Origin of the sequence: Halpernia frigidisoli, from assembly GCF_900113805.1 — a bacterium.
GTDB lineage: Bacteria > Bacteroidota > Bacteroidia > Flavobacteriales > Weeksellaceae > Halpernia > Halpernia frigidisoli.
The window spans coordinates 219,161-241,048 of sequence record NZ_FOQT01000004.1; the positions used below are offsets into that span (position 1 = coordinate 219,161).

General features: G+C 34.3%; 18 protein-coding genes and 1 tRNA gene. 14 read left to right on the forward strand and 5 right to left on the reverse strand.

Annotated elements, in window-relative coordinates; genetic code table 11:
• Nucleotides 1–16: 16 nt before the first annotated feature.
• The 8 genes from BM238_RS11340 to BM238_RS11375 all read left to right on the forward strand — a co-directional run bounded on the left by BM238_RS11340 (nt 17) and on the right by BM238_RS11375 (nt 10,353).
• Nucleotides 17–244, forward strand: a complete 228-nt coding sequence (locus tag BM238_RS11340; protein WP_090080980.1) for a hypothetical protein — start codon at nt 17–19, stop codon at nt 242–244.
• 64 nt (nt 245–308) lie between these two features.
• Nucleotides 309–1,595 (forward strand): TlpA family protein disulfide reductase, encoded by a 1,287-nt coding sequence (locus BM238_RS11345; RefSeq protein ID WP_090080982.1) that lies wholly within the window; start codon nt 309–311, stop codon nt 1,593–1,595.
• A gap of 51 nt (nt 1,596–1,646) precedes the next feature.
• A tRNA-Met gene (locus BM238_RS11350) sits at nt 1,647–1,720 on the forward strand.
• A gap of 296 nt (nt 1,721–2,016) precedes the next feature.
• Nucleotides 2,017–5,100: a SusC/RagA family TonB-linked outer membrane protein gene (locus tag BM238_RS11355; protein WP_090080987.1), complete on the forward strand. Its 3,084-nt coding sequence runs from the start codon at nt 2,017–2,019 to the stop codon at nt 5,098–5,100.
• 9 nt (nt 5,101–5,109) lie between these two features.
• Nucleotides 5,110–6,540, forward strand: coding sequence for a SusD/RagB family nutrient-binding outer membrane lipoprotein (locus tag BM238_RS11360; RefSeq protein ID WP_090080989.1), 1,431 nt, complete (start codon nt 5,110–5,112; stop codon nt 6,538–6,540).
• 17 nt (nt 6,541–6,557) lie between these two features.
• Nucleotides 6,558–7,886 carry an MFS transporter gene (locus BM238_RS11365; RefSeq protein ID WP_221404935.1) on the forward strand — a complete coding sequence of 443 codons (1,329 nt, stop codon included), beginning with the start codon at nt 6,558–6,560 and terminating at the stop codon, nt 7,884–7,886.
• Between the two features lie 322 nt (nt 7,887–8,208).
• Entirely contained in the window at nt 8,209–9,213 is a 1,005-nt protein-coding gene (locus BM238_RS11370; protein WP_090080995.1) for an aldo/keto reductase, read from the forward strand.
• Nucleotides 9,214–9,219: 6 nt separating this feature from the next.
• Nucleotides 9,220–10,353, forward strand: a complete 1,134-nt coding sequence (locus BM238_RS11375; RefSeq protein ID WP_090080997.1) for an L-dopachrome tautomerase-related protein — start codon at nt 9,220–9,222, stop codon at nt 10,351–10,353.
• Nucleotides 10,354–10,440: 87 nt separating this feature from the next.
• Here the strand turns inward: BM238_RS11375 and BM238_RS11380 are convergent, their stop codons facing one another.
• The 3 genes from BM238_RS11380 to BM238_RS11390 form a co-directional block, all read right to left on the reverse strand.
• Entirely contained in the window at nt 10,441–11,475 is a 1,035-nt protein-coding gene (locus tag BM238_RS11380; protein ID WP_090081001.1) for a hypothetical protein, read from the reverse strand.
• Nucleotides 11,476–11,631: 156 nt separating this feature from the next.
• On the reverse strand, nt 11,632–12,420 hold the full coding sequence (locus tag BM238_RS11385; RefSeq protein ID WP_090081004.1) for a hypothetical protein: 789 nt from the start codon (nt 12,418–12,420) through the stop codon (nt 11,632–11,634).
• Nucleotides 12,421–12,510: 90 nt separating this feature from the next.
• Nucleotides 12,511–15,885, reverse strand: a complete 3,375-nt coding sequence (locus tag BM238_RS11390; RefSeq protein ID WP_090081007.1) for a methylmalonyl-CoA mutase family protein — start codon at nt 15,883–15,885, stop codon at nt 12,511–12,513.
• A gap of 180 nt (nt 15,886–16,065) precedes the next feature.
• Between BM238_RS11390 and BM238_RS11395 the strand changes: the two genes are divergently transcribed.
• Both BM238_RS11395 and BM238_RS11400 read left to right on the forward strand, forming a co-directional pair.
• Nucleotides 16,066–16,506, forward strand: a complete 441-nt coding sequence (locus tag BM238_RS11395; protein ID WP_090081010.1) for a GNAT family N-acetyltransferase — start codon at nt 16,066–16,068, stop codon at nt 16,504–16,506.
• Entirely contained in the window at nt 16,506–17,576 is a 1,071-nt protein-coding gene (locus tag BM238_RS11400) for an alanine racemase (protein ID WP_090081012.1), read from the forward strand. The genes BM238_RS11395 and BM238_RS11400 overlap by 1 nt, the downstream gene beginning before the upstream one ends.
• Nucleotides 17,577–17,578: 2 nt before the next feature.
• Here BM238_RS11400 and BM238_RS11405 read toward each other — a convergent pair whose 3' ends face one another.
• The gene (locus BM238_RS11405; RefSeq protein ID WP_090081015.1) at nt 17,579–17,968 is read right to left on the reverse strand and encodes a hypothetical protein; all 390 of its coding nucleotides are present in this window, start codon (nt 17,966–17,968) and stop codon (nt 17,579–17,581) included.
• A gap of 66 nt (nt 17,969–18,034) precedes the next feature.
• On the opposite strand from BM238_RS11405, the gene BM238_RS11410 reads away from it, so the two are divergent.
• On the forward strand, nt 18,035–18,367 hold the full coding sequence (locus BM238_RS11410) for a hypothetical protein (RefSeq protein WP_090081017.1): 333 nt from the start codon (nt 18,035–18,037) through the stop codon (nt 18,365–18,367).
• A gap of 1 nt (nt 18,368) precedes the next feature.
• Here BM238_RS11410 and BM238_RS11415 read toward each other — a convergent pair whose 3' ends face one another.
• Nucleotides 18,369–19,478, reverse strand: a complete 1,110-nt coding sequence (locus BM238_RS11415; protein ID WP_090081020.1) for a DUF3667 domain-containing protein — start codon at nt 19,476–19,478, stop codon at nt 18,369–18,371.
• Between the two features lie 578 nt (nt 19,479–20,056).
• On the opposite strand from BM238_RS11415, the gene rplM reads away from it, so the two are divergent.
• The 3 genes from rplM to rpsB all read left to right on the forward strand — a co-directional run bounded on the left by rplM (nt 20,057) and on the right by rpsB (nt 21,852).
• Nucleotides 20,057–20,512 carry a 50S ribosomal protein L13 gene (gene rplM / locus BM238_RS11420; RefSeq protein ID WP_090081022.1) on the forward strand — a complete coding sequence of 152 codons (456 nt, stop codon included), beginning with the start codon at nt 20,057–20,059 and terminating at the stop codon, nt 20,510–20,512.
• Nucleotides 20,513–20,517: 5 nt separating this feature from the next.
• Nucleotides 20,518–20,904 (forward strand): 30S ribosomal protein S9, encoded by a 387-nt coding sequence (gene rpsI / locus BM238_RS11425; RefSeq protein WP_090081025.1) that lies wholly within the window; start codon nt 20,518–20,520, stop codon nt 20,902–20,904.
• Nucleotides 20,905–21,090: 186 nt separating this feature from the next.
• A complete protein-coding gene (rpsB, locus tag BM238_RS11430; protein ID WP_090081028.1) occupies nt 21,091–21,852 on the forward strand; it encodes a 30S ribosomal protein S2 in 762 nt (253 codons plus the stop codon).
• The last annotated feature ends 36 nt before the right edge of the window (nt 21,853–21,888 follow it).

Here is a 21,888-nt window from a genome sequence, read left to right on the forward strand (position 1 = left end):
CACAAAGAAAACTATTATGAAAAAAAATCTAAAACATATAACCGCATCTTTTATATTATTTGTTTTTAGCGCTTTGCTAAATTTGGTTAACGCTCAGCAGTTACCACCACCTGATCCAACTGGAAGAGGTGTAGGTCCGGGAGCACCGGCAACACCAATTGATATGTACCAAATAGCACTGTTCGCCGTTGCTGTTATATTAATAGGATTTTTTTACAAAAAATTGAAACTAAATAAAGCCTAATCTTTATTATATTTTTAACTTATAATCTCGCAATAATTATTGCGGGATTTTTTATATTTGCAACATGAAAAAATTCATTTTATGCCTTGCAATATCAGCGATTTCAGTTGCTCATGCGCAATTCACGGTATCGCTCACTTCTTCTGATTTGAAAAATGGTGACGAAGCTTATCTTTATACATTAAATGGTTCTAAAGATGTACTTTCTTCAAAAGCTGTTAAAAATTCAAGTGGATGGATGTTTAAAGTTCCTGCTTCTTACATGGGAATGATGCGCGTTTACATTCCACAGGGAAATAACTCAATCAATTTAATATCAGAAAATAAAGATGTGAACGTTGGTTTTAAAATGAAAGCTAACAAAATCTCGGACATCGAATACAAAGACGATTCTAATAGAATAATGAATGAAGTACAGGATGTTTTAAGAAAAAAAGAAGTGATTTTACCAGCATTGTATCAAATGAATGAATATTACACAACTGGTTCTCCTTTTAAAACTGCGATGAATCAGGAAATTGAAAGACTTTCTCAAAACATGTCTTATGATGCGGCAAGTCATCCATTCATATCCTATTACAATTCCAACTACAAAAGATTTTTGGTTCAGGATGCAACTTCAAAGGCAAATACTGAAGACGATGTTGTCAATTTTATTTCCGGATCCAGTGAAATGCTTGAGTCTTCTTCTCTGCTAAAACCTATTCTTATTTCATATTTAAACAATGCTCCAAAAGCGACAGTTTCAGGTTCTATTGATAAATTACTAAGTAACCTTAATATCGAGACAGCGCGCGGACAGACCGTTTTGTCAGAATTTATAGAAATTTTTGACACGTATGAGATGGAGGATCTGAAGAAAAAATATCTTGCAGAAGCAACAAGTTTGAAATGTACAATTAATGATCGATTGGCAGGAACAATCTCAACCAATAAAAACGTAGAAATGGGTGCAACATTTCAAAATTATACTTTTACAAATGCTTTCAATACTACTGCAAAATCTATATACGATGTAAAAGCAGATAAAAAAGTTATTTTATTTTGGGCATCAACCTGTTCGCATTGTGAAGAAGAAATTCCTAAAATAATTGAAAAATATGCACAGCTTAAAGCGCAAAATATTCAGGTTATTGGATTATCTACAGACGCCGACAAGGAAAAATATGAGAACCGTATTAAAGATCTACCCTGGATCAATGATGCAGAAATTCGTGGCTGGAACAGTTCTTACGCCGAAAAATATAATGTACACGCCACACCGACCTACTTTGTATTGGATAAAAATAATAAAATCATCGCGAAACCTGAACATGTGGGCGATTTAATTAAATTTTTAAATCTAAAATAAACTGTTTTATAAGTCGCAATTATTTTTTATATTTGCACCACCTTAAAACAAGGCGAGGTAGCTCAGTCGGTTAGAGCGCAGGATTCATAACCCTGAGGTCACGGGTTCAATTCCCGTCTTCGCTACAACGCATTTTGTATTCATTTTGCATTTTACTAAAAAGAACAGAAATTAAATTTCTGTTCTTTTTTTTGTTTCAATCAATTTTTTTTGGAGTATCCGGATGCGAATTTTTAATAACACTTTACTGTAAAATCGACGTTGAATTTAAGCGGATTACTTCCTATTTATTTTTTATTTGTATATTAGCCGACTATTTTAAAAAATATTTTAGTTTTAAAACTATTATAAATTTTTATCTATTTAAGAAAATGACCGCTCTAATTTTACATAAATTAAAAAATTTTTAACAATCGATTTAATGACAAAAAATCAATTAATTATTCCAATCCTTTTTTTCATCTCTTCCGTTCCAGTTTTAGGACAACAAAAAATTACCGCTGATAGCACATCTACTTCAAATATTGATGAAGTGATTATTACTTCGTTGGGTTTAAAAGGAGAACGTGATAAATTTGCGTCTTCTGCAAGTACTGTAAAAGGTTCTGGCATTGCGCAATCTGGCGAAACCAGTGTTCTGACGGGTTTAAGCGCGAAAGCTTCAGGTGTTTTAATCACAAGAAATGGTGGTGATCCCGGTGCCGGCGCTTATATTCAGATTAGAGGTCAGAATACAATTGGCGGAAATGCGCAACCACTTTTTATTATTGATGGAATGCCTGTCAGTAACTCAAGTTCAAAAATCGGCGCATCACTGGCAAATGGCATTGTGCAGCAATCAAGAATTAATGATATTAATCCTGAAGATATTGAGCGCGTTGAGGTTTTAAAAGGTGCTTCAGCTGCAGCACTTTGGGGTTCAAGAGCTGCGAACGGCGTAATTATTATCACCACAAAAAATGGAAAAAATAGCAATGGAAAAATTAATATTTCCTTAAAATCAACAGTTTCCTTCGATGTTGTAAATAAAATGCATCCTTTGCAGACCCGTTATGGACAAGGTTCTGACGGACTTTATCAGCAGGGAAACCGTTTAAGTTTCGGAGATTTAATATCTGACAGGCCAGGCGGTGTTGATAACTTTATCACGAATCCAAATACTCCAGGTTATATGGGTTTTGTAACTTTTCCTGATGGAACGGTGAGATACGCGATCGCACCAGGAACTGCTGCAAACAAAAACGGGGGTAAAAATTCCAGGGACACTTTCAACCATGGAAAAGATGCTTTCCAAACCGGTCATTTTATCGAAAATAATCTTACTTTAAATGGTGGAAACGAAAATTCTAATTTTTTATTAAGTTTTTCTAATTTAAATCAGGAAGGCGTTATAAAATCTTTCAGTGATTATGACAGACAGACAATCAGATTAAATGTTGGTCAAAAATTTAACCAGTATATAAAAGCAAGCGCTAATGTAAACTATATCAAAAGCGCTTCATCCAGAGTTCAGGAAGGCGATAATGTTGACGGACTTTTACTCAGCAGTCTTCGTACGCCTGGTGATTTTGATAATTCCCTTTTTGAAGGAACTTACACCAATGCTGCTGGTTCAATTTTCCCAAAAGCGCATGTTTCTTACAGAAATCCTTTAGGAATTGACAGAAATACAACCTACGCCAATCCTTTTTGGAATATTGAAAATAATAAAAATACCAGCAATATTGACCGGATATTAGGAACTGTTCAGCTTGACATCACGCCATTGAAATGGCTAAGTTTAACCGGAAGAGCTGGCGTTGATAATTTTACCGATAAAAGAGTCGAAAGATTTGCCTCAAATTCTGCTAATTTCACAGATGGTTATTTATCGATCACTTCTATTCAGGAAAAGCAATTTAATACAGATCTTTTTGCTTTAGCTAAAAAAGAGATCAATGAAAATTTTAAAGGTTCATTTTTAGCAGGATTTAATTATAACAGCCGAAGAAGTGAATCCGTTTTTAATGCGATCACGAAATTGATCATTCCAAACGCACCTGATATTTTAGACAATGCTTTGAACACAAATTTACGCGCAAACAACAGCAGTTCACTTATCAGAACTTATGCTTTCTATGGGCAGCTTGATTTTGAAGCTTACAATCAGGTTTTCATAACATTAACGGGTAGAAATGAAAGTGCGTCCACGTTTGGTAGTAAAACCAGCCGAAATTTTTTCTTCCCTTCTGCAGCGGTTGCCTGGCAATTTTCTGACCTTAATTTATTTAATGAAAAAAAGACTTTTAGCTTTGGAAAATTACGTTTTACCTGGGGTCAGGTTGGTATTCAGCCGCAGCCTTATCAAAATTTAACTTTGCTCAATTCTGCCAATTATGGCGATCCTTTTACGAATGGATTATCCGGGGTAAGTAGTTTATATAATGGAGGTTACGTAAGAAATACCACTCAGGGGAATGACTTTTTAAAACCTGAAATTAAAACTGAATATGAATTAGGTGTAGATCTAAGGTTTTTCAGAAATAGGGTGTGTTTTTCAGCAACTGCTTATTCAAACCGTACAAAAGATGTTATTCTGGGTTTAAGTGTTCCCGCGGAAACAGGTTTTACAATTAAAAATACCAATGCGGCCGTTTTAAAAAATAGAGGTTTAGAACTTGATCTAAGCGGTGATGTTTTAAGAATTGGCAATTTTAAATGGAATTTATCCACCAATTTTTCCACAAATAAAAATACGGTGGTATCACTTTCCGGCGTGAAAGCTTATGTTTTGCCTGACAGTTTTATACAAAATGCGTCATTAATTCCGGGACAACCGTTTGGGGTTTTTCTTTCCACAGATTTTTTAAAGGATTCTTTAGGCAATTATATTCTTGATGCAAACGGATTTCCACAACCGGGAACCGGAACAGAAGTTATCGGTGATCCAAACCCAGACTGGCGCGCAGGTATAGGTAGCACATTTTCTTATAAAGATTTTAGTTTGTATGTTCTTTTTGACCGTGTTCAGGGTAATGATGTTTTTAACGGAACAAGAGGTTCTCTTTATGCTTTTGGAACACACGGCGATCAGGGAAATACTATTATTGTCCCAACTGGCGGACTTCGCGACGTTAATGGTAATTTGTTGGCTGCCGGAAGTACTTATCAGGGAGAGATCAGAGATTTTGGCGCAGGTCCGGTTGCATTAAATCAGGCTTGGTATCGCGGTCGCGGAACGGCTTCTACAACGGCTTCTTATAAACAATTTGTTGAAGATGGAAGCGCTTCAAGATTACGTGAGATGACTTTAACATACAGTTTAAGAACAGAAAAATTAAAGAAAAAATTAAAATTATCAAGTATTGATTTTAGTCTCACAGGCAGAAATTTATTCCTTTGGACAAAATACAGCGGCATTGATCCGGAATCAAATGTATCAGGTTCAGGACTTGCGCGCGGTCAGGATTGGTTTACAAACCCAAATACCAGATCTTATCTTGCTTCTATTCTTATTAATTACTAGAAAATCACCATGAAAAATATATTTAAATTAAAATTAATTCCTTTTTTATTGATTGGTTTTATTTTTACAAGTTGCAGTCATCTTTTTGAAGATGATGCGATAACAAGTAATCCAAATTCAGTGACGGACGTAGATGTCAGAACTCTATTATCCGGAACACTTTTAGGAATTTCTATTCTTCACGAAGATACAGATGTTCGGATCGCCTCGATGTGGTCGCGCGAAGTGAATGGTTTGGCGAGAGCGCATCTTGGATTCAGTCAGTATATCGTGGCTTCAACTAATTTTAGTTGGACAACATTATATCCGGTTGGCGGACAGGCAAGATTAATACAGGAAAAAGCAGATCAAATCGGTGATAAGCGGCTTAAAGGTGTTGGTGAAGTTATAGAAGCTTTAGTGATTACAAAAGCGACTTCTTTATATGGCGATGTTCCTTACAGTCAGGCTTTTAATGCTGAAAAATTTCCAAATCCTGTCTTTGATGCGCAGCTTGACGTTTACAAAAAACTGCAAACGACTTTAGATGATGCTATTTTAAATTTATCAGCTACTACTGGATTGTCTTTCGTTACCCAGGATTTTATCTATAAAGGCGATGTTTCAAAATGGAAAAAAGCAGCTTATACTTTAAAAGCAAGGCTGTATTTGCACACTGCCAATTACCAACTTGCTGCAGACGCCGCAAAACTGGGGATTTCTGATACATCCGGCGATGCTTTGGTGCCGCATGGTAAAAGCCAGAATGTAGATACCAATTTAAATTACGATTTTTTTAAGGTAAAATTTACCGGCGATGTTGGCTTTAATGGCGCTTATTTACCGATTTTAATGAATTCCAGAATAAATTCTGCCAATACAAAAACCAATGAAACGGCTTTATTTAAATTTTTTGCGACACCAAATTTGACGGGTTCAGTTACTTTAGATCCAAATACTTTAGACGGCGCCTTTACAAATGACGCACCGCATCCAATTTTGACATATTATGAAAATCAATTGACTTTAGCGGAAGCTCAGGCAAGATTAGGAACGCAAAATGAAGCGATAGCAGCGTTAAACACAGTAAGAGTTGGATTAAATTCCGGATATATGAATGGAAAAATATTTTCAAATGTTGGTCGACAGTACGATGCCTACACTTCGGCAGATTTTTTACAGGCCGGTTTAGCAAATCCGAACAATTTTTCTTCGCCTCAAATGTCTTTACTTTATGAAATTATCAGCCAGCGCTACATTGTTTTTTTAATGCAATATGAATCCTTTAATGACTACCGAAGATTAGCAAGTGCTTTGCCGATTGTTCAATTACCAATACCTTTATCGGTAGGAAGCCAAAAACCACAACGGTTTATTTACCCGGAAACGGAAATTAATACTAACCCAAACACACCGAGTCCAGCACCGAATCAGTTTACGAAAACTACGGTTTTTAAGTAGAATACTATTAAATGAATATGCAGATACCAGCCTTATCCCAAAGCAAATTTTTAAGATATTTTAATTTTATTGCTTTATATTTTGTTGAAGGACTGCCTCAGGGTATGCTTTTTATTGGTATTCCGGCGTGGTTGGCAATTCAGGGAAAAAGTGTTTCAGAAATTGGCGGTTTTGCAGTTGCTTGTTCGCTTCCCTGGACTTTTAAATTTATAGTAGCGCCTTTAATGGACAGATATACTTATCTTCCAATGGGTAGAAAGCGGCCTTGGGTTTTGCTAAGTCATATTGGTTTGATCGCAGCATTGATAGGAATTGCCAACGTTCATGATCCTTTAAATAATTTAAAAACACTTTACGTTGCAGCTTTTATTTTATCATCCTGTGGCGCTATTCAGGATGCAGCGGGAGATGCCATGGCGGTAGATGTAATTCCCGACGATCAGCAGGCAAGAGCAAATGGTTATATGCAGGGTTCAAGAATGCTGGGAAGTTCTTTAGCGTTAGTTTTAGGAACATGGTTTTTAAACAATTATAGTTTTAAAGCGGCAATGCTTTCCATTTGCGTTTTGGTTTGTGTAATAACTTTAGTTCCGCTTTTACTTCGGGAAAAAGAAGGTGAGAAGATTTTGCCATTTTTACCTGGAAAGGCTTCACCTGTTTCTGTACAGATGCAAATGTCAAACTGGTCCATGATCTTAAAAGCACTTTTTGAAGTTTTTAGGCTAAAAAATTCCATTTTGGTGGTTATCTTACTTTTTATAACACAAGGTGCTTATGATTATTTTGAACATCTTTTGCCCATTTTTACGATAAAAAACACAGGTTTTACAAACACAGATTACAGTCACATTTTTGCAACTGCTGATATTATTGGCGGTATTGGCGGTATTTTACTTGGCGGATTATTGATTGAAAAATTTGGTAAAAAAAGGATGATAAATATCTATTTTTTTATCATAATGGGTTTGGCGATGATCTTAGTTTTAGTACAATCGGTTTGGACGAAAACCTATTTCATGGATGGTTTTATTATCACGTACAGATTATTTAATGCTTTTGCTAAAATTGGAGTTTTCGCGATTGCCATGCAGTGTTGTTCCAGAAATGTGTCTGCAAGCCAGTTTACACTTTATATGACTTTCGGTGCTACCGGTTCTATTGCAGGTTCAGCTTTGCTCGCACCAATAAAAAATAATTTTAACTGGGACATTTCTTTCCTCTTTTTTGTGGGTTTCATGACTTTGGCCTGGCTGGTTTTAACATTATTAAATATTGATAAGCAAATAGAAAAGATTAATGAACTTGAGCAAAAACATACAGACAGCGAGCTTTTAAAAGCAGGCTAGGTTTTTTTAAATTTTTCAAAAAATCTAAATATATTTTATAATCTTTACGACAAAGATTCATAAAATTAATAACTCCGAAAATTTTCGGAGTTATTAATTTATAATATTGTGATCGTCAATTTATGAATGGTCACATAAATTCTTATCTATATACTTACAAATTCTCATTTTACTTTTTCAATGTTACTTAATATGAGATTTAAAAAAATGAGGATATTAAATTTCTATAATTCTCATTTAAAGTTAAAATATACATATCGAGATAATTTTTTCTTTCCTGCATAATGTTTGATTGCTTTAAAATGAATATTAAAAAATTTATATGAAAAACAAAATATTAACAGACAAACATCAATTGGGTTTAGGCGGTGTAGCCATCGGAACAGCTTTTGAAAAACTAGAAGATGAAAAAGCGCAATCAATTTTGCAGGAAGCCTGGGATTTAGGCGTAAGATATTACGATACTTCGCCTTGGTATGGTTTAACTAAAAGTGAAACGCGTTTTGGTGAATTTTTAAAAAGCCAAAAAAGAGAAGATTTTATTTTTTCTACTAAGGTGGGACGTTTATTTACAGAAGTTCCAAAAGATGAGGTGCCACGAACAATGTGGAAAGCACCTTTCAATTATGATTTCAAACACATTTATACCGGGGATGCAGTCAAAAGATCCATCGAAGAAAGTTTGAAAAGAACTGGTCTTGATTATATTGACATCATTTATGTTCACGATCTTTCGGAAGATCAGGTTGGTGATAGATATCCTTATTTTCTGGAACAAGCCAAAAAAGGGGCGTTCAAAGTTTTATCCGAACTGAGAAGTGAAGGCGTGATTAAAGGCTGGGGAATGGGCGTAAATAAGATTGAACCTATTCTCGACTGTATCGAAGCGGCTGATCCAAATATTTGTCTTTCTGCGACACAATATTCTATTTTAGAACATGAAGACGCAGTAGACAGATTACTTCCGGCAGCCAAAAAAGCAGGCGTGCAACTGGTTTCCGGGGCAGGTTTTAATTCCGGTTTTATGGCGGGTAGAGAACGTTTCAATTACAAAGATGTAATCCCAAAAGGAATGCACGAGAAAAGAGACCGTATTTCTGAAATTTGCAAAAAATATAATATCTCAATTTTGGACGCGGCACTTCATTTTGTTTTAGCGGCGGATGAATTTGCCTCCATTATTCCCGGTGCCAGTAAACCCTCGCAGGTAAAAGGGAACGTTGATTCTCTAAATAAACAGATCCCTAATGAATTTTGGAAAGAATTAAAAAGCGAAGGTTTGATCTACGAAAAAGCACAAACGCCTTCCAAAAATTTAAAAAATTAGATACAAATGAATTTTATTAAAAATATTCTTCTATTGCTTCCCTTAATGCTTTTTACTAACTGTAAAAAAACTACCTCAGAGGCAACGAGCGAAAAAATCACTGCTGATAGCACAGCCAATGTTAAACCTAAACTGGAAAAAGTTTTCTCCGACAGCACTTATCAATTGACTGGTGTTGCCGTTGCTGGTTATGGCAGATTATTTACCAATTATCCCTATTGGTTGCCCGAGCATGAAAATTCAGTTGTAGAAGTCGTGAACGGAATAGCGATTCCTTATCCAAATGTCGAGTGGAATAGTTTTAAAAAAGGCGAAGACGGACAAAATAAATTTGTTTGCGTTCAAGCCGTTGTGACCGATGATAAAGATTTTCTTTGGGTAGTTGATGCTGCCGGAATTGGCTTGGGAAAAGTCTATCAAAATAGTAATAAAATTTTAAAAATTAATCTTAAAACTAATAAAATAGACCGAATTTACCGTTTTAAAGACAGCGGAATGGGCGATGATCTTTATATAAATGATATTCGGGTGGATAATAAAAATGGGTTTGCTTACATGAGCAATTCCAGCACGGGCGGAATTGTGGTTTTAAATTTAGAATCTGGCGCTTCAAAATTGGTTTTGGCTAATTCTTCTTCTGTAAAATCTGATCCTACTTACATTTTTTCGCCACTTGGAACGGAATTGAAATCTGCCGATGGAAAACCTTTAAAAATTAATTCGGATGGAATTGCATTAACGCCAGATAAAGAATACATTTATTATAAACCACTTTCAGATAATAATCTTTACAGAATTAAAACCAATCTATTACGAGATTTTAAAGCATCTGAAAAAACCCTTGAAAGTGCAGTTGAAAATTTAGGTAAATTTACAACCACAGACGGAATGATCTTCGACAAAAAAGGGAATTTATACCTTGGTGATATTGAGAAAAGCAGCATCGTAAAAATCACGCCGGATCTGAAAATGAAAACTATAATTCAGGATAAAGAAAAATTGATCTGGCCCGACAGTTACAGTATTTCGCCGGACGGTTATTTGTATATTTCAACTTCTCAAATACAGTATAGCCCGATGACTAATGCTGGAGAAGGTAAATTTAAAAGACCTTTCAGTATTTACAGAATTAAAATTTAGTTGATTTTTCCTTTAAAAATAAAAATGACTCCAATATTTTTGGAGTCATTTTTATTGATCATGTTTTGATTTTATTTTGTAAAAACACTATTTTTTTATTTCTTTTACGGGAATGAATCCGCCATTTAAGTAATCTAATTTAGACTCAAAATTAGCAGTTGCGCTTGAAGCCACCAAACCACCAATTATACCAAAAAAAGCAGTTGCCAAAACTACATTTCCCATTTTAGGATTAGATTTTGCCCTTCCGATAAAGTATAAATCGCCATCTTCTCTCTTTGTTAATTTTAGAAAACTGTTTTCCAGTTCCGAATAAATATAAGGTTGAGATTGATAAATTAGTGCATAATAATCCTGTTTTTTAATCTCTTTCTCTTTAGTATCTACCTGATTGTAAATTCTGATTATTTTTTCTTTATCCGGTCCTGTTTTTACGTTAGTTACTAAAATCGTCGAAGGTTTTTGATCTTTGAAACTTTCGAAATCTGTATATAAACCGTCGTTTAATTTTTCGGCATTGTATAAAGGAATTTTAGATTTTTCAATTTTATCATAATTGATCAGATCATTAAAAGAATAGAATTCTTGACTGGAATTTTGTTTGTCAATATTTTTAACAATAAAATCACTTATCATCTCACTGCCTTTTCTCATCGTCGCTTTGGTCACATCCATAGAAGAATGCGTTATTACAGAGTCAATTTTGTTTAAAGGCTGATATCTTCCATCATCCGTTTTATTAAAAAGGAAAGCCTGAAAATAGCAATAGCCTTTTTCGCTGAAAGATCCTGTGATTTCCGCAAAAGACAACTGTTTTAAATACAAAACAAGTTCGCCGTTTCCTGCATCATTTCCATTAATTGTGTTTAATAAAGCCTGAAACTGGTTTTTTAAAGGAATGGTCGGCACTACGCGGGCTTTTGCGTTAAAAGCGCCTTTTTGTACGATTCCTAAATTCGTAGAATCTACGCGGGCATCAATTATAGTTAAAGTTTTGTAAAGACTTTTTTCTGCTTTTTTTTCTGGTAAGGAGATATTAAAATCTTCCGTTCTATTTTGTGAGAAAAATGTTGATGAGAAAAGAATTCCTGCTAAAAAAAGTAATCTGTAAAAATGATTCATATTTTATTTTTTTTAAAGATATGAAATTACTTTAATATTCAATTTTTATAAAAAAGATTTAAAAAACCGTTGCAGCAGTTTTTTTATTGTCATAAAAAAATCTTTCAAGTTCTGAAAAGATTATTTTATCGAGAAGATAAATTATTAATGCCAAAATTACTGAGAATAAAGTAGATAAACGTGGCCAACAAAGTTTGTATTTGTTAAAATTTTTGTAAAATCATCTTCATCAAAAACTAGTTCTCTGTAGTTCGGATTTGCTTTAAGGATTGTTTTAAATTTTTTCTCACTTATTTCTTTGCCATCAAAATAATAAAAATCTGGAGGAGTCGGCGAAACTATTACAACTGCACCAATTTGAGTAGTACTTTCACGTAATGTTAAAGTTTTATTTAAAAATAGATCAGTTTTTTGTATTATTAAATGTTGCGAAATTGTGTCTCGAAATCTTTTTGAGGTTGAAAGGTTTTTTGAACTAAAAATGAGAATGTTTTTCTTTTCTATTTTTGTTAATGGAATTTCCATAGAAAAATCACCCAATTGATCTGAAGTTGTAGAAAATAATTTTCCAAGAGTTACAAATTCAACTGATGTATTTTTAATAATTGCTCCGTTTCCCGCCTTTAAATTTCCTTTAAATATCACATTTTGGTTTATTGATATTTCAGAATTTTTATTATTTTTAAAGTTTGTGGAACTAGCGCATGATACTAAACTTAAACTTGCAGAAAATGCTAAACTCGCAGCAAAATTAATTTTTGAATTTGAGATTCTACCGCATATATTTTTATTTGTTTTTAATATTTCTGATATTTCTAAATCATCTTTTTCAGTTAAATCCCAAACTTTTTTTTCACAAAATTGACAAAATTTTCCTCCAAAATCTTCGTTCATGGATTCCCAAGATTTTGAACAAGGTTTATCTATTTTAAAAGAAGAACGCATAATATTTAATTTAATATTTAACCAAAATATCCTTATTAAATGTAAATTTTCTAAAATCTAAAATCTAAAATCTAAAATTTAAAATCTGCTTTACATATTCCGTCTATATCTTCCGCCAACTTCAAAAAGTGCATTCGTAATTTCACCTAAAGAGCAATATTTCCCAGCTTCCATCATTACGGCAAACAAATTTTCTTGATTTACCGCCGCGTGTTGCAATTCTTTTAAGATTGCTGTGGATTTTTCTGCGTGCGCTTGTTGGTAATTTTTAACATTAGCGATCTGAATTTTCTTCTCTTCATCAGTAGAACGAATTACTTCTTTTGGCAAAACTGTTGGCGAACCATCTTTTCCTAAAAACGTATTTACACCGATGATCGGAAATTCACCCGTATGTTTCAGCCATTCGTAATGCATCGATTCTTCCTGAATTTTTGAGCGTTGGTACATCGTTTCCATTGCACCTAAAACGCCGCCACGTTCGGTAATTTTATCAAATTCTGCATAAACTGCCTCTTCAACTAAATCTGTCAATTCTTCAATAACAAAAGAACCTTGCAAAGGATTTTCATTTTTTGCTAAACCTAATTCTTTATTTATGATCAACTGAATTGCCATTGCGCGACGAACAGACGCTTCAGTTGGCGTCGTGATCGCTTCATCATAAGCGTTGGTGTGAAGCGAATTACAATTGTCATAAATCGCATAAAGTGCTTGAAGTGTTGTTCTAATGTCATTAAAATCAATTTCCTGTGCGTGCAAAGAACGCCCGGAAGTTTGAATATGGTATTTCAACATTTGGCTTCTTTCGTCTGCACCATATTTTATTTTCATGGCTTTTGCCCAGATTCTTCGCGCAACACGCCCAATTACCGCGTATTCCGGATCAACGCCGTTTGAGAAAAAGAAAGATAAATTGGGGGCAAAATCATTGATATCCATTCCGCGACTCAAATAATATTCCACATAAGTGAAACCATTGGAAAGCGTGAAAGCCAATTGCGAGATCGGATTTGCGCCCGCTTCCGCAATGTGATAACCGGAAATTGAAACAGAATAAAAATTCCGCACTTTTTCGTCAATGAAATATTGCTGCACGTCGCCCATTAATCTCAAGGCAAATTCTGTAGAAAAAATGCAGGTATTTTGCGCCTGATCTTCTTTTAAAATATCTGCTTGAACCGTTCCACGAACTGTTGCGATTGTTTTGGCTTTAATTTCTGAATATATATTTGAAGGTAAAATTTCATCGCCTGTTAAGCCTAACAATTTTAAACCTAAACCATCATTACTTGGTGGTAATTCGCCGGTGTAAGTTGGTCTTATTAAGTTTTTATCGTCGTATTTTTCTTTTAATTTTGCTTCAATTAAATGATCTAAATTATTTTCACTGATATATTTTTCGCAATTTTGATCGATCGCCGCATTCATAAAATACGCAAGTAACATTGGCGCAGGTCCATTGATCGTCATTGAAACCGAACACATCGCATTAACCAGATCAAAACCGGAATACAATTTTTTGGCATCATCCAAAGTGGCAATTGAAACTCCTGCATTTCCAATTTTACCGTAAATATCTGGCGGAAGCGCAGGATCTTGTCCGTAAAGCGTCACAGAATCAAACGCCGTCGAAAGCCTTTTTGCCGGAGTATCTGCGGAAACATAATGAAATCTTCGGTTGGTTCTTTCCGGTCCGCCTTCGCCTGCAAACATTCTCGTCGGATCTTCGCCGGTTCTTTTAAAAGGAAAAAGTCCAGCCGTAAAAGGAAATTGTCCGGGAACATTTTCCTGTCCTTTCCATTGAATTAAATCGCCCCAATCCTGAAATTTTGGCAAAGAAATTTTTGGAATTGCCAAACCTGATAAACTTTTAGAAGAAGTTTCCACTTTAATTTCTTTTCCACGTACGAAATAAGAAAAAGTATCTTCTTTCATTTCTTCTTTAAAACCTTTCCAGCCTTTTAAAAACCGCATGTTATCTTCGGAAAGTTCCTTTTTTGTTTTGATGAAAACTTTATCTAATTTTTCGGTAACCGCTTTATCATCTGTAATTAACTTTTTTGTCCCGTCGATGAGGTACATTTTTTTTGCGATCAGCGCCTGGTTTTTTACATCTTCATCATATTCGCGGTTATTATCCACAATTTCAGATAGATAACGAACTCTTCTTGGTGGAATAATGGTTGTTTCTTCCTGGTGATTTTGCTCAACATATTCATTAAAACCAAGTTCCGAGAATTTTAAATTTAATTTTTGAATTAAAATATTAAATAATTCCGTCGTTCCCCAATCGTTGAACTGACTTGCTTTTGTGGAAAAAACAGGCATTTCTTCCAGTTTTTTATCGAAAAATAAATGATTTCTCTGGTATTGTTTTCGAACGGCCTGAACGGCATCCAAAGCGCCCATTTTATCAGATTTATTTAAAGCAATCAAATCTGCATAATCAAGCATATCAATTTTTTCCAACTGCGTGGAAGCGCCATATTCCGGCGTCATCACATACATTGAAAGATCTGCGATTTCAGTAATTTCTGAACCGGATTGTCCAATTCCTGATGTTTCTAAAATAATAGCGTCCGGTTTTGCTAGTTTTAAAATATTTAAAGCCGAATGAATGTATGGCGAAACGGAACGGTTATTTTCTCTTGTCGCCATAGAACGCATGTAAACGCGTTTATGATTGATGGAATTCATGCGGATTCTGTCGCCTAAAAGTGCGCCGCCCGTTTTTTTCTTGGATGGATCGATGGAAATAATCGCAATCTTTCGGTCTGGATTTGAACGTAAAAATCGACGAACCAATTCATCTGTTAAAGAAGATTTTCCTGCGCCACCGGTTCCTGTAATCCCAATAATTGGAATTTTTGAATATTCTTGATTATCGGAAATTCTTTTATCAATTTCTTTTACTAAATCCTGTTTTTCATCAGAGAAATTTTCAACTGCGGAAATAACTTCTGCGATAGTTTTGGAATCGTCATAACTAATTTTATCAATGTCAGAAATTTGGATATCTCGTCCAGTTGGGAAATCAGATTTTTGCACCAAATCATCGATCATTCCTTGTAAACCCATTTCACGACCATCGTCTGGGGAATAAATTCGGTCGATGCCGTAATCCATTAAATCCTTGATTTCTTCGGGCAAAATTACACCGCCACCGCCGCCAAAAATCTTGATTTGAGGCGCGTTTTTTTCACGTAAAAGATCATAGATATATTTAAAATATTCATTGTGACCACCTTGATAAGAAGTTAAAGCAATTGCATTTGCATCTTCCTGAATCGCACAATTCACTACTTCTTCGGCAGATTTATCGTGCCCAAGATGAATAACTTCACAACCTGTTGCCTGAATAACGCGACGCATCACATTGATCGCGGCATCATGACCGTCGAAAAGTGCGGCTGCCGTTACGATTCTTACTTTATTTTTGGGAATATAATTTTCTTTTGACATAATTAATTTGGATAAAGCTCAAAGATAATGATTATATAAAAGACACTAAAGTATTTTCAGGCTTCATTTCCACGGCAGTTAAACTTTGAATAATCTTTTAATAAGTAATTGAATTAGTGGGTAAAACCAATCAAATCTTAGAATCTTACCTTTGTAAAATAATTTTCAAAAAAAAACCTGATGTTAAAAATAGAAACTTATACGCCCAGCGACAAACCTACAACTTCAGAAAAAGAAGCCATCGCTGAATTTTTATTTAGAAGCCTGGAGCAATATGGTGATCCAAAAGCAGACATTTTAAAATGTATGAATTATGCATTAAAGGAAACCAGCGATATTGGTGGTTTTATTTTCGTGGCTTTTTTAGGAGATGAAATAGTTGGCGCGACAATTATTAACCAAACAGGAATGAAAGATTATATTCCGGAAAATATTTTAGTATATATCGCAACGGACGCAGAAAAACGTGGACAGGGAATCGGGCGCCAATTAATGGAAAAAGCGATTGCAACAACAGAAGGAAATATTGCCTTACATGTGGAAGCCGATAATCCTGCAAAAAAATTATATGAAAAGTTGGGTTTTACCAATAAATATCTGGAAATGAGACTAGTAAAATAATGGCAACAATTACTTTACACCGCGAGAGATTGCGCTACAATTTTGAAAGACTGGATTATTTATTTAAAACTAAATATATCCATTGGTCAGTTGTGACCAAAATTCTCTGTGGAAACGAACTTTTTTTAAAGGAAATATTGGCTTTAAATCCAGCTCAGGTATGTGATTCACGCGTTAGTAACTTAAAGGTTATTAAAAAATTGAATCCTGAAATGGAAACAATTTATATAAAGCCAACGCCCGCCAGATCTGTTTCTTCTGTCGTAAAATATGCCGATATAAGTATGAATACGAACATCGAAACGATAAAATCTTTATCTGAAGAAGCAGTAAAACAAGAAAAAATTCATAAGATCATCATTATGATCGAACTTGGTGAATTGCGTGAAGGTGTTATGCGCGAAGATGTGCTAAATTTTTACAAAGAGGTTTTTGAGCTGCCAAATATTAAAGTCGTGGGACTTGGCGCCAATCTTTCCTGCTTATTCGGCGTTTTACCCAATACAGACAAATTGATCCAGCTTTGTCTTTATAAACAATTGATAGAGGCAACTTTCAATAAAATGATTCCGTATGTTTCCGGTGGTTCTTCTGTAACAATTCCTTTAATATTTAAAAAAATGTTACCTACAGGGATTAATCATTTTCGTGTGGGAGAAACGCTTTACCAGGGAACAGATGTTTATAAAGATGAAATAAGCAATCTTTTGAAACAGGATGTTTTTACTTTGCAGGCAGAAATTATTGAATTAATAGAAAAACCGATGGTTCCGGATGGTGATTTTGGAACCAATCTGGAAGGCGAAAGTTATCAGATTAAAGAAAATTTAATCGGAAAAACTTCTTTCCGCGCGATTCTAGATTTAGGAATTCTGGATCTGGACCGCGTTAATATTTTTCCGAAAGATGAAAGCATAGGTTATTTTGGTTCGAGTTCTGACATGATTATTTTGGATCTCGGTGAAAATAATCAAAACTATAAGGTTGGAGATTTGCTTGATTTTTCTATCAATTATATGGGCGCACTTCGAGCTATGAATTCTAATTATATAGAAAAAAGAGTAGTTTAAGTTTATAGCTTTTTTATCGTCCAGGTTCCTTTGAAATTATTTTGAACCCAGTTGCCGGAAAATGTTGTGTTTTGTGAAACCAAATTTCCGAGTAGTCTGAAGCCGGAATTTGGCGATGCTGTTCCGCTGAGAAGAGAACCGTTTAAAGTATCAATAAAAATATCGTCAGTATTGCTGACATTCGAATGCTTTGTTATTGTAACACCATCTTTGGAAGAAATTTCAACTTTTAAATTGCCGTTGTCATCGCCAGAAAATGAACCAACATAAGATCCTTTATATGGAGAAATGTAGCTGTCGTTTTTATGATTTTCGTAATAATTATTTGCGATTTGTTGACAGGACAACAAAGACAGTATGATAATTAGTAAAAGAGGTGTTTTTAGTTTCATATATAAATTCAAAAATAAATAAAATATTTAAAAATTCAATTTGTTATTTTTGTAAAAATATTTTTAATGAAGCGTGCAATTATATACTTTGTTTCAGGAACTTTACTCAGTTTTATTTTATACTACTTATTTGTAGATACACAAAATTTAGCGTTAAATCTTTACTACTCGCTAGCTTATGGTTCGGCGTGGGGACTGGCTTATTACCTTGATAATCCTAAATTTTCTTTGCCGTTAAAACTGGGAATTTCACTTTTGGCAATGGTCGTATTAGTTGTAGTAGGCTTCTTTATTTTTGATCTTAAACTTGCGGTTCCTTCAGTGATCAAGTTTTCAATTATTTTTGTAGCTTATTATTTAATGGCAAGTTTCAGAAGTTCCAAATCTTTGCGGGAATAAACTATTTTACCATTAAAAAACTTAATCCTATTAAGCAGACCAGAACGAAGCTAAATGCAAAAAAGTTGAGGATAAATAAAACGATCCCGATCAAAACACTAAATTTTCTGCCGGAATTATAAACACGGTGATGCGCCAAAAAGAAATAAATCAATGTGTAAATGGTAATCAAAAATATTGATAATCTTCTGATAAACTGAAAAAAACCAACACCTGAAAATGGTCTGAAGATTTTATCAATCACCCAAAATAGGGTGATAATTAGTAGAAGGTAAGAAAAATAGTGAAGTGTAAAAATCCCGTGGTCAAAATACCACCATTTCTTTTTATTATGAAAAATCCAGAGAAAAAAGGCGAAAAGGGGTAAATAAATGAAAAGTGCTTTTGGCAAATTGTGAAATGCGGTTTCAAGAAACCTGACAAGAATTTCTTTTTGGGGAATTCCCAATTCTTTTAATTCAAAAAATTTATCAGCAAATGGTCTTTTCAGGAAATTGGTCCATGAAGGATGTGATTTTTGATATTTATCGAATTCAACTTTTGTTTTTGCGCCGTAAATATTAGATTCTTCGCTCAATTTTTTACTTATATCTGCAGCTTCCAAAAGATTGTTAACTTTCGCAGAATCTCCAATAATTTTTCTTGCTTTTATCAGAGCCAATGAATCTTTCTTTGTTAAATGATTACTTCCAGCATTTACATTTCCAAGAACATCATTAGTTCTTATTGCATCCATGATCTCTTTTTGAGCCTCTTTTTTTGCTGCTTTGTTATCTAAAACTGATGGTGAAGAGATTGGTGATGACAATGAAAAAAGAAAAAAAGTAATAAAACTCATAAAAATATAGAGTTTCACAGGGACAACGTATTGCTGTCTTTTTCCGGCTAAATATTCGTTTGTTAATTTGCCGGGTTTGAAAAGCAGGTATTTTATGGTTTTCCAGAACTGGCCGTCGTAATGTGTGAAATCTTCTATGAAATGAGTGAAGAGATAGTGGAATTTTTGTTTCGGTTCGATATTTTCCTGGCCGCAATTTGGGCAGAATTTTTCTTCTACAATGCGCCCGCAATTGAGACAGTTATTGTCAAGGCGTAATTTTCCGTGGCTCATTAGTTTTTTTTCAAAAATAAAGAAATATTGATAATGTTTTCAGCAATTTTTTAATTAAATAAAAATTTAATGGTTTTTTTATTTGTCATTCTGAATTGAATAAAGTGAAATGAAGAATCTCAATTTTCAAATTTAGAGATTCTTCCTTCGTCAGAATGACAAACGAACTTTTCCCCTTTTATGAATTTTGAGGAGAACACTTATTTTATATTTTGGAAGTGTTGCTCTAGATCTTCGGACGAAAAAATAATCTTGAACCTAGCCCGGATTGCAGCGGCATCCTTTTTTGTTATTGCGATGAGATAAACCTTTCAACCGATTTCTCCTCTTTAATCGCAATGACGAAAAAGATATAGCGGAAAGCCGGACCATATTTGGAAAAAAGCGGTAAATTTGTTGCTTCTAAGATTTTATAAGTCGCTGAAACACAAAATCTTTTCAACTAGTTTATTTGTTTTTGCTTAAGACTTTGGTATTAATTTTCAGATTTCTCAATTATACTTTTTTGTCCCAAAAAATATTCCTACCTTTGCACACCCGTATTGGGGAAAATTATGTTTAATCGTAAACGATAAATTGTGAATACATTAAGTTACAAAACCGTTTCGGCTAATAAAGCTACTGCAAATAAAGAATGGGTTGTGGTAGACGCTGAAAATCAACCTTTAGGAAGGTTAGCTTCCAAGGTTGCAAAGATTTTGAGAGGTAAGCACAAAACGAATTTCACGCCTCACGCAGATTGCGGAGATAATGTGATCGTTTTGAACGCTGGAAAGATTACTCTTTCAGGAAACAAATGGGCAGACAAAACCTACATTTGGCATACTGGTTATCCAGGTGGTCAAAAGTCGATGACTGCTGAAGAGTTAAAAGCTAAAGACAGCTTAAAAGTTTTGGAAAAATCCGTAAAAGGTATGCTTCCTAAAAACAGATTGGGCAGTCAGTTATTCAGAAATCTTTATTTATATGAAGGTACTGATCACAAGCACGAAGCTCAGCAGCCAAAGGAAATCAATATTAACGAATTCAAATAATTAATATGTCTATAACTCATAAAATAGGAAGAAGAAAAACTTCTGTAGCTAGAGTTTACCTTAAGCCAGGTTCTGGTGTTATCACGGTAAACCGCAAAGATGTTACTGATTATTTCTCCACGGATGTGATGGTTTACAAAGTAAATCAGCCATTTTTATTAACTGAAACTGTTGGTCAATATGACGTAACTGTGAATGTTTTTGGTGGTGGAAACACAGGTCAATGTGAAGCGATCAGATTAGGAATCTCCCGCGCTCTTTGCGAAATTAACGCAGAATTCCGTTTGTTGTTGAAGCCAGAAGGTTTATTAACAAGAGATGCTAGAATGGTTGAAAGAAAAAAACCAGGACAGAAAAAAGCGAGAAAGAAATTCCAATTCTCAAAACGTTAATCAAAAAGATTCAAGATGCAAGATTCAAGATGCAAGACTTTACGAAGTTTTTATTTCTTGGTTCTCGGTTCTTGGCTCTATTTATCTAATCAAAAAATTGCCCGTTTAGTTTAGCACCCAAACTTTTCTCCCATCTAAAGAATTGTTGATTGCGTAACAGCGGAATGTAAACTAAAAAACAAAAACATGGCAAAAGCAAATGTAAAAGACCTTTTAGAGGCAGGCGTTCATTTCGGTCACATGACTAGAAAATGGAATCCAAACATGGCTCCATACATTTTTATGGAGAAAAACGGTATTCACATCGTAGATTTACATAAGACAGCGGTAAAATTAGAAGAAGCTTGTACAGCTTTAGAAAAATTAACTTCTGCTGGCAAAAAAGTTCTTTTCGTAGCAACAAAGAAACAAGCGAAAGAAATTGTAGCAAAACACGCTGCAGAACTTAATATGCCTTATATTACTGAAAGATGGCCTGGAGGAATGTTAACGAATTTCGTTACGATCCGTAAAGCTGTTAAGAAAATGAACCATATTGATAAAATGAAGAAAGATGGTACTTTCGAAACTTTATCTAAAAAAGAAAGATTGCAAGTTGACAGACAAAGAGCTAATTTAGAAAAGAATTTAGGTTCTATTTCTGACATGGTTCGTCTTCCTTCTGCACTTTTTGTGGTAGATATTATGCGTGAGCACATTGCAGTTACTGAAGCGAAAAGTTTAGGTATTCCTGTATTTGCTATCGTTGATACGAATTCTGACCCAAGAAAAGTGGATTACGTTATTCCAGGGAATGATGATGCTTCAAAATCTGTAGATTTGTTACTTACTAAAGTTGCAGAAGCAGTAAAAGAAGGACAATCTCAAAGAAAAGCAGACAAAGAAAAATCTAAAGAAGAAGGCGAAAAAGTATCAGCAGAAACTGATGCAGATTTTGACGAAAAATAAGATTTTTTCTTAAATATAAAATCCGGCTCAAATTTA